This is a genomic window from Streptomyces sp. NPDC005803, from assembly GCF_040630435.1.
GTDB lineage: Bacteria > Actinomycetota > Actinomycetes > Streptomycetales > Streptomycetaceae > Streptomyces.
Genome location: NZ_JBEXXO010000059.1, coordinates 1 through 8,887 on the forward strand (window position 1 = coordinate 1; position 8,887 = coordinate 8,887).

Annotated in this window: 9 protein-coding genes; 5 read left to right on the forward strand and 4 right to left on the reverse strand. The window is 69.1% G+C overall.

What is annotated here, in order from left to right:
• Positions 1–206: 206 nt before the first annotated feature.
• Positions 207–1,529, reverse strand: coding sequence for an ATP-binding protein (locus ABZ454_RS38395; protein ID WP_359544060.1), 1,323 nt, complete (start codon positions 1,527–1,529; stop codon positions 207–209).
• 226 nt (positions 1,530–1,755) lie between these two features.
• Here ABZ454_RS38395 and ABZ454_RS38400 point away from each other — a divergent pair, with 226 nt between their 5' ends.
• Positions 1,756–2,523 (forward strand): hypothetical protein, encoded by a 768-nt coding sequence (locus ABZ454_RS38400; protein ID WP_359544061.1) that lies wholly within the window; start codon positions 1,756–1,758, stop codon positions 2,521–2,523.
• Positions 2,524–2,650: 127 nt separating this feature from the next.
• On the opposite strand, the gene ABZ454_RS38405 is transcribed toward ABZ454_RS38400, so the two are convergent.
• The 3 genes from ABZ454_RS38405 to ABZ454_RS38415 form a co-directional block, all read right to left on the reverse strand.
• Positions 2,651–3,691, reverse strand: coding sequence for a hypothetical protein (locus ABZ454_RS38405; protein WP_359544063.1), 1,041 nt, complete (start codon positions 3,689–3,691; stop codon positions 2,651–2,653).
• A 232-nt stretch (positions 3,692–3,923) separates the two neighbouring features.
• Positions 3,924–4,256, reverse strand: coding sequence for a DUF296 domain-containing protein (locus ABZ454_RS38410; protein ID WP_359544064.1), 333 nt, complete (start codon positions 4,254–4,256; stop codon positions 3,924–3,926).
• Positions 4,253–5,014 carry a helix-turn-helix transcriptional regulator gene (locus ABZ454_RS38415; RefSeq protein WP_359544065.1) on the reverse strand — a complete coding sequence of 254 codons (762 nt, stop codon included), beginning with the start codon at positions 5,012–5,014 and terminating at the stop codon, positions 4,253–4,255. Before ABZ454_RS38415 ends, ABZ454_RS38410 begins: the two co-directional genes overlap by 4 nt.
• Positions 5,015–5,100: 86 nt before the next feature.
• On the opposite strand from ABZ454_RS38415, the gene ABZ454_RS38420 reads away from it, so the two are divergent.
• From ABZ454_RS38420 to ABZ454_RS38435, 4 genes are all read left to right on the forward strand, one after another.
• Entirely contained in the window at positions 5,101–5,376 is a 276-nt protein-coding gene (locus ABZ454_RS38420) for a hypothetical protein (RefSeq protein WP_359544066.1), read from the forward strand.
• A 290-nt stretch (positions 5,377–5,666) separates the two neighbouring features.
• Positions 5,667–6,920, forward strand: a complete 1,254-nt coding sequence (locus tag ABZ454_RS38425) for a TfuA-like protein (RefSeq protein ID WP_359544067.1) — start codon at positions 5,667–5,669, stop codon at positions 6,918–6,920.
• Positions 6,907–8,055 carry a YcaO-like family protein gene (locus tag ABZ454_RS38430; protein WP_359544068.1) on the forward strand — a complete coding sequence of 383 codons (1,149 nt, stop codon included), beginning with the start codon at positions 6,907–6,909 and terminating at the stop codon, positions 8,053–8,055. Before ABZ454_RS38425 ends, ABZ454_RS38430 begins: the two co-directional genes overlap by 14 nt.
• Positions 8,052–8,852, forward strand: a complete 801-nt coding sequence (locus ABZ454_RS38435) for a class I SAM-dependent methyltransferase (RefSeq protein ID WP_359544069.1) — start codon at positions 8,052–8,054, stop codon at positions 8,850–8,852. The genes ABZ454_RS38430 and ABZ454_RS38435 overlap by 4 nt, the downstream gene beginning before the upstream one ends.
• The last annotated feature ends 35 nt before the right edge of the window (positions 8,853–8,887 follow it).

Here is an 8,887-nt window from a genome sequence, read left to right on the forward strand (position 1 = left end):
GACCAGCGCCTCCCGTCACGGCCATTCGCTCATCGAAGTGAGCAATGCGCAGCTCACAGAATCCGAACCTGCTCTCTTTCAACCGAGCCACGACAGTGGACCGGGTCGGCCGGCGCGTCCGGGTGTCTGCGGTGTCGCACTGGAGTGTGCACATCCTGGGCCCCGCAGCCCCTCCCCTGGCGTAGGACGACTCGGAACCCGTGGTGCTACGACTCCCAGCCTGTGAGCTGGTGGCGAAGTCCGTCGTTGAGTCGGTCCGTCAGGATGTTTCCTTCGGGGGTGAGGATGTGCGGTTGGTGGGCTCCCATGTCGGCGAGCAAGTCCGATACAAGAGCACAGGCCACGACAACAGCTTCCCGTTTGTCGCTGACGATGGCGGACAGGTCCCCTGTCGTCTCCGCAGGAGCAGCAGGAAGCGGTAGCGCCGGGCCGCGTTGGAAGAAGTCGTCGGTCACGATTAGCCGGACGGGCTTGTCGCTACCGTCGTAGCGGTGCAGTACGGCTGACAGCATCAGGTCGCCGGCTGCTCCGGTCTCTGCGGCCCAGGCCGCAGCTGCTTGCACCAGGGTCACGAGGTCAAGTTCGAGGGCGCGCTGGGACATCAAGTCGGGACCGTCAGGATCGCGCTGATCGTTGTGGATGTTGATGGTCTGTGCTGTGTAGGAGCTGCCGTCCTGATGGAGCTGGCCGGTGGGAAGGCCTTCGAAGCGGACTTGCCGACGGCCCACCAGCGCTGGGTGTTCGGGCCTCGCGCGGAGTGTCACTCCGTGGCAAGCAAGGTCGTGGAAACATTTGAAGGCAGTATTGCGATCGGCCTGAGTGGTCAGCGGATAGCTACCGCGGAGGGACGGAACTGCGGACAGAGTGACCCAGCCCGGGTAGTAGGTCACCGGAGCGTTGCTGCCGCCCAGGGTTCTGGTCAGATAGGCCGACAGGTGGCCAAGGCCCGCGTCGGTAACGTGTCGGATGCGGTCGACGTCGTCGGAGGCCGCCTGGAAGCGGTCGCGGTAGCGCTGAGCTATCTCGGATTCGGCAAGGGTGCGGGTCGTGGTGCCGTGCCGGACGTGCACGCGGAAGTTGTAGTCGTTGCTGGGGGCCGCGACTGCGTGCGGGGCCTGGGTGCTCGGGGGCATGGTGAGCACCCAGTAGATCTTGCCCTCGTGCACGGCGGACTTCAACGGCCGCACACCGACGTTGGGTACGACGGGCTGGATCCAATTCGCGAGCACCGAGCGGATCCATTCCTCGCCGCGGCCCGGGATCGGCTCGAAGGGGTCCAGCTTGTGTGCATGGTCTTGCTTGCCGTCGTCGACGCCGATGACAATCATGCCGCCGGCGGTATTGGCCATGGCAGCCACGTCCTTGGCGAGCTCCTTCTTGCCCGCGTCGGTGCCTTTGTAGAAGTCCTTCTTCCAGTCGAGGTCGGCACTCTCGGGTACCTGGTTGTCGACCGCACGCTGCAGATCGTCCTCGGTGAGGTGATCAGGGTGTTGTCCCAAGGCGGCGGTGAGCCGTGCGGGCAGAGACATCGGTACTCCAGTGTGTTCACCACATGCTGCTGACGCTCGCCAGCCAGATCACGCTAAACGGAATCACTGGGCCTGCACCATGCATTTCCGAAACCGCGCGCGCTGCTCCACCCGCGGGCTGCCGGGGCGTTTCGCCACCGCGCACCGAGACGTTCCACACCGTCCATCCCCGCTCTGGCAGGGGGCGCTGGTGCGTGGCCGCATAGGTGGGGACAGAATCTCCGCCATGTCAGAAACCTTCTGGGTTGCCCTCGGCTCGATCTGCACCGCCCTGGCTTTCGGTGGCGTCGTGTGGCAGGGATACCTCACGCGCGGAGCACTGAAGGTCAGCCAGCTCATGACCGCCGACGCCATCCGCAGCCGACTCGACTCCCAGGCCCCAGAGGTCATCCTCAAGCTCAGTGCCCCGCAGTGGGACCCGCTGGCAGCGACCAGCTCGGGGATGCCGTGCAACCCCTGGCCACCGGGGCACACCTGGCACTTCCCCGGAGAACAGGACGGCGCCAACCGTCTCGTACTGCAGCAGATCCTGGTCCTGGAAAATCTCAGCGATCGGCGCGTGCAGGCACGGTTCGACGGCGACCTGGTCGTCGCGGACGAGGACAGGCGGCCCACTGCCGCCGGCGTCATCCTCCTGGAACCCGGCGGAACAAGCCGAGACGTCTACCTGCAACGCGAATTCACCATCAAGGAACTGTCGGAGAACTTCACCGCTGAGCAGGCAGGGCAGGAACTGCCGCACAAGGTGCTGGGCACGGTGACGGCACTGGACGACCGTGACAACGGGAGTACGGATCGCTGGGACCTGGTACTGACCGGCTCCCCGGTCCTCCCGGTCCCCGACCGGGAGGGACTATGGATGATCGCTCCATGGCACCTGACCGAGGGGTCCGGGCTGCGCACTCTTCACTACAACCTGCTGCCATCACGGCAGCGAGTCCACTGGATCTCACGAGCCAGGGGAATCCAGCTTCCCGCTCCGGAAGGCGCGTAGCGGAGTGCTGGCTGGCCTGTCGTGGTCAACCCTGGCGACGGCGAGGGCGTGGTGTTGCGCAGCCATGAAGAGGGCGCTTGGGCTTGCCCGCCTGGGGCTGTCCGGCTATGCCTGCCTCGCCGTGCTGTCAGCGGGCGCTCCGCCAAGTCGGGGTTGCGTGCCCCTCTAGCTCCGCGAGTCGTAGCGCGGCGGCAAGAAGGAACTGTTCGCAGTACGCGAAGCCGTCCTCGTCAGCCTGAAAGCGGTTGCCAGGATCGTAGAACTCAAAGCGCTGGTCTGCGTACCTGTGAATGTCGGGGCAGAGCTCTTTGAAGCGGAAGTACCGGTGGAGGTCGAGCCCGAGCGTCATCACTCTGAGTGCTGCCTGCATCTCGAACACGGTCGAGGAGAGTTGCTGAAACTGTTGCCCAATTTCTTCGATGGCGTGGGTCGGGTTGCGGTTGGTACGCTCGCCGCTCGCCGTCGTGACGGCGCGGGCAAAGCTCTGCCCCATGAAGGCTCCGTGTTCGACCGCGGGGCCGAAAGCGAAGGGCGAGTACCCGTGACCAGGGTTCATGACGTGCGTCGTGAAGAGTTCCTCGAAGGCTGTGGCCAGAGTGCCCATTGCCGTCAGGTGGTCTCCCTGCTGCCACGCGCTGCGGGCTGAGCGGGCTTGCTCTCGCGTCGAGGCGCGTGGGATGAGCTCGACCATGTCGATCGAATCGAAAGCGATCTTGAAGACCTTGGGCATGTTCTCCTCGAAGAACCGCTCGGTGTCGTCGCGAGCCTGTATGACGGCGGCGCCCGAGGGGAGCGCGGCAGCGTGCTTGAACGCGTTCCGGTGGTCCGTTAGCCGCTTGACTCCGAGTCGGCCTGCAAGATCAATGCCCGTGGGGCCGGCCTTGTCTGGGTGCAAGCTGTCAAAGTACCGGGGCACGAAGCCGCCTTTCTCCGGCACGGTGACACCAAGGTGTTCAGAAGTGAGCATCAAGAAGAGCTCCACAGCATCGTGGAACGTCAGAATGGCGGCCGCGGCGATCGGTTCCGGCTTCGCCGACTGCTCCACGCCCTGTTGCACCAGCAGCCGGATGAACGCCAGCCGCTGCATCTCCTGTGATCTGATCGCGTTGATGGGTGCCTCTCTTATCCTCGATGGTTCTTCCTTCGGTGCGCCCGTGGTTTCCGGCACGGTCCCGGCTCAGCTGCCCAGCGGGGCGAGTGGGTCAGGTCGCGCGGATTGAGGTCAGGTGGTGCAGGAAGGACAGGCCGATGCGGGTGGGATCGGACAGCAGGTGACGGGCTCCGGCCTCACGGAGAGCGGCGGGCGGGGGCCAGCCCCAGGTGGTGCCCAGAACGAGGACGCCGACGGCGCTGCGGCGGTCATCTCACCAGGGCCGAGTACGGGCGCCTTGCCCAGGCGGTCAGCCGGTGGGAATAACGTAGGCGCGGGCGAAGTGGGTGCCGATGTGGGCTTCGTGAAGGTGTCCGGCGATGGCGCGGTCGCCTTCGACGCCCATGACGACGTGGATGTGGGCAAAGCCATTGCGGATCTCGCCGGTGCCGGTCATCTCGCCGGGCAGGTCGTACTTCGTGATGGTGTCCTTGAGCGCGTCGCCCTCGGGCATGGTCGAGACAGTGAAGGAGTCGGCCGCCCCGATCAGGGAGACGATCGCCGCGTCGGTGACACCCGCCTCGGCAGCCTGCCTGTTCAGCTCGTCGACCAGCTCACCTGCGGGGACTTCAAAGACGATCACGCGGGACTCCGTCCGATCATGGGGCTCAGCTCCCGCAGCATGACCGAAGAGCACCAGCGGGCGCCAGAGTCCTGGGGGTTGAGTGCCTCCTTCGCGAAGCGGGTAGCGAGGAAGCCCGCGCGGTGGCCGTACGTGGCGGGCTGGGAGGCGATGCGTCCGGCGGTCGTCCAGTCCACGGCGCAGACGCGGGAGGTGACCGCGGTCATGTAGAGGTGGCGGACCTCTTCGTCGTGGGCCAGGACGCGGGCGACCTGGTCGGCCTGGCCCTGGCCGGGCAGTTTGGCGAGGATGCCGGCGGCGTTGACGCGCAAAATCGGTACGTCGCCGCTGAGCATCCACCCGCGCAGGTTCGTCACGGCCGTCTTGTCCGTCAGCGAGGCGGTGACAATGTCCGCGCCGTGGGTGGTCTGCACGTGGGCCAGGGGGCCGGGGTCGCGGGCGGCGATGCTGGCCGCCATCTCCGAGGCCAGTGGGCCGTGCGAGAGCGCCAGGGTGGACAGTCCCAGGAAGGCTCGTCGGTTCACTCGGTCGAGCGTAGCCTCTGCGGCCAGTTGAGCGTGAGGGGCTCCCAGTACGCGGGACAGGTGTCCGATCCAGTGCTTGCCGGGGATGACCTTGCCGGTCTCCCACCGTTTGACCGCGTCCCGGCCCGGCGCCCCGGTGGGGTCACCTGCGGAAATGGCCAGCTGGTCGGCGAGCTGGGATTGGGTCCACTGTTTGAGGGTGCGCAGATCACGGATCAACTGTCCGATCGGCATGGGCACATGATGCCCCTCGAGATGCCCCTCCGTGTCCCTCTCGGCAGGGTTCACCCTTGCGGGAGCCCGAACACGGAGGTTGTGCCATGAGTTCTGCGCACCGGCCCGTCGCTCACGACGGCCTGCCCGACTGGCTGGGTGAGGGCGCCGCGGTCGTCGACGGGGGCGGCCACGGGCGCCGGGGCATCGTGCAGTTCATCGGCGAGTGGGAGGACCCCGCCACCCGGCGGATTACCCCATGCGCGGTCTTCCTGCGTCCCGAGGGCGGCGGCATGGAGTGGATCGCCGCTGACAACCGCACCCTCACCAGCGGCTGGAGACTTCCCGCCCCGGCCAGGGGCGGGCAGGCGGGTGCCGGGTGAACCAACTCCGGGCCTGCGGCACCACCGGTACGGGCAGCCGGCCCGCACCGTCTCATCGGCAAGAAGGAGATGTCCCGTGGAGCAGTCCAAGTCCGGTATCGCGGCCGCCAGCACCTCGGCTTCGGCGGAGGGGACCGAGGAGATCACCGGGCCCGTGGTGGTCGCCGTCGACGTCGAGGACGAGGAGTAGTCCCCTCTCTCGTTCGCGTCCTGACCTGGGCGCCCCTCCTGTCTCGTGTGCCCGTGGGCCCGGGGAGGGGCGCCCTTCGCGCTTCACTGTGGAGGCCGTAGTGATTCACGTGTTCGTCGGGCCGACGCTGTCGGCGTCCGAGCCCGTACTCGCCGCGCCCGGTGTGCGGGTGCTTCCGCCGGCGGGGCACGGCGCCCTGTTCGACGCCGCGATCCGGGGCGGTGACACGGTGGTGCTCATCGACGGGGTGTATCACCAGGCGCCGGCGCTGCGGCACAAAGAGATCCTGGCCGTGATGGGCCGGGGTGTCGGGATGATCGGGGCGGCGAGCATCGGTGCGCTGCGAGCGGCCGAACTGGCGCCGTACGGAATGGTCGGCCTCGGCAGCATCTACACCGCGTACGCCTCGGGAGAGATCGACGGCGACGACGAGGTCGCGGTCGGGCAGGCCCCGGACGGGGAGTTCGGCGCGCTGACCTGGCCGCTGGTCAACCTCCGGCACGGCCTGGAGCTCGCCCAGTCGGCCGGGGTCCTCGATAGCGACCGGGCCGCCGGGCTTTTGGAGATGCTGCGCGCGGTCTACTACCCGCATCGCACGTGGGCCGCAGTGCGGGCCGTGTGCCGCCACCAGGGCGAGACCGGGTTCGCCGGGTGGCTGACGGGGCAGCGCGAGCGGGACCGGCACTTCGGTGACCTCAAGCGTGCCGACGCGCTGAACGCCGTACGCGCTGCGCTGGATGACGCCGCGGCGACGAACCGGGCCGGCGTCGAGCCGCCGGTGTGGAAGACGGCCTACTTCCGCCGCTGGTCCAACGCCGCTGCGCGCGAATGCGTGGACGGGATGGTGCTGTCCACCGAGGACCGCCTCGTCTACCAGCAGGTGTTCGACCCGGCGTTCCGCGAGAGGTGGGCGGCCTACCTCGAACGCCTTTCCCGGCATCCCTCCGGCGGCGAGCCGGGGCTGCCGCTCGAAGTGCGGCTGGCCCAGGCGGGCGGCGGGGGCCTGCCCGCGGACCGCGTGTTCCACGCCACGGTCGACCTGTGTGACGAGCAGACCGTGGCGCTGCTGCTGGCCAACGAGAGCACGCTGGACCGCCGGGCGGTCGCCCGGTACGCCGACGCTCTCGCCTGGGCTCGCCGTAGCCGGCCCGGTTTCTCGACTGCGGCAATCCGAGACGAGGTGACCCGTGAGCTCCTGCTGCGGGTGTGGCGGTGCCCCGAGCGGGAGTTCGACGCAGAGGCGTCCGCGCGCGGTCTGGTCTGCGGAGCGCGTGCTGTCCAGGCGGCCAAGCAGCTCGTGCCCGGGTTCCTGGAAGAGACCGAGAGAACGGAGGCGGCCCATGCTGGATGCTGACGATTTAGTGGCGCTGCCGGGCACAGTGCGCGCCCGGACGCCGCAGGAGACGTGGGAGGCGGTGGCCGGACGGCTGCCGGAGTTCGGCATCACGCGGGTCGCGGACCTGACCGGCCTGGACTGCATCGGACTGCCGGTGTGGACGGCGATCCGGCCCGCCTCGCTGACCTTGTCGACGTCGCAGGGCAAGGGCGCCACACCCCTGCTGGCGAAGCTGTCGGCGGTCATGGAGGCAATCGAGCTGTGGCACGTCGAGCAGCCGCTGCCCGTCGCCGCGTACGGCCCGGCCGCCAAGGTCGCCCCCGACTGCCCCGTGGCGGCGCTGCCGCTGACCGCCCCGTACCCGGCACAGGCCCTGTCCCGGATGGTGGTGGAGTGGGCGGCCGGTACCGGCCTGGTGAGCGGGGCGAAGGTGCTGCTGCCGGTCGACCTGGTCCGCCGCCGCGGGCAGCGGCCCGGGTGGACCCCGGATGTGTGGCGTGCGACCAGCACCGGCCTGGCGTGCGGCAACAGCCGCGACGAGGCTCTGCTGCACGGCCTGTTCGAGGTGGTGGAGCGCGATGTGCTGTACCGGGACGGGCAGGCGGGCGGGCGGCTTCGCACGCTGATCGACCCCGCAACGGTCGACGACCCGCACGGCCGGGAGGTGATCGCCCGCCTCGCGGCAGCGGGTATGGCGCTGGAGGCCGCGATGGTGGACGGCCCGTACGGGCTGCCGGTGTGCGTGGCGTATCTGTGGTCGCAGGACTACCCGGTCGTCTTCGCCGGCGGCGGCTGCCACAGCCTCCCGGAGATCGCGCTGACGCGGGCGGTGACCGAGGCCGCTCAGTCCCGGCTCGCCGCCATCGCCGGGACCCGGGACGACCTCCCCAGCGATCCGGGCAGCTTCGACACCGCCCCCTTCCGCCTACCGCAGGCCGCCGGGCTCGCGCCGTGGCCGGAGGTAACAGCCCGCTTCGCCTCGGTCGGCGGCGGCTTCGCCGACCAGGCAAAGGCCGTGGCCCGGAGAGTCGCGCACGTCACGGGGCACGAACCGGCGGCCCTGGACCTGTCCGCTCCGCACAGCCCCGCCCACGCCGTACAGGTCGTCTGCCCCGGCACCCACTCACGGATCAGAAGGTCGATGCCCCGATGAACACCACCACCACAGCGCCGCCAACCCCCGGTAGACAGCGCTCCGCACAGTACGACGCCTTCCACTTTGCTCGCGCCCGCACCGAGCTGGTTGCCCGCCTGTATGCCGAGGCGATGGGCGAGGACTACCCGGCTGAGGTCGCCGCCTCCAGCTCCTGCGACTGGCCCCTGCTGGGGCTGCTGGCCGCGCGCCTGCGGCTGTGTCCGGGCCAGGTCCTCGTGGACGCCGGGTGCGGCGCCGGTGGCATCGGCCTGTGGCTGGCCCGCGCCCTCGCCGTTCGCCTGGACGCCTTCGATCTCTCACCCGTCGCCGTCGCCCAGGCCACCGCCCGCCGCGCCCACTTCCTCGGACCGGCCGCCGACCGCGCCGTCTTCCGCGTCGCAGAACTGGAGAACACCGGCCTCCCCGACGGCTGTGCCCACGGCATCGTGTGCGTGGACGCACTCGGGCGTGCCGCCGATCGCGGGGCGGCGCTGCGTGAGCTCAGTCGCGTCCTGGCCACCGGCGGCCGCCTGGTCGTGACCCGCGCGCTGAGGCGCGGTGCGGACCCGGCGTGGCACCAGCAGGTCGACGCCGCCGGCCTGACGCAGGAGCACGTGGACGAGCGGCCCGGCGAGCCCGCGATGTGGGAGCGGCTGTACCGGCTGTGGATCGCCCATGCCGATCAACTGCGGCGCGAGCTGGGCGAGGCCCCGGCCCAGAACATGCTCCGCGAGGCACATCAGGTGCTCCCTGGTCTAAGAAGTCATCTCATTTGGGTGACTCGGTATCCTGTGAGTCATGGTGGGGATCGTTGAGCGGCTGGTTCCGGACGAGTTGTGGGAGTTGTTCC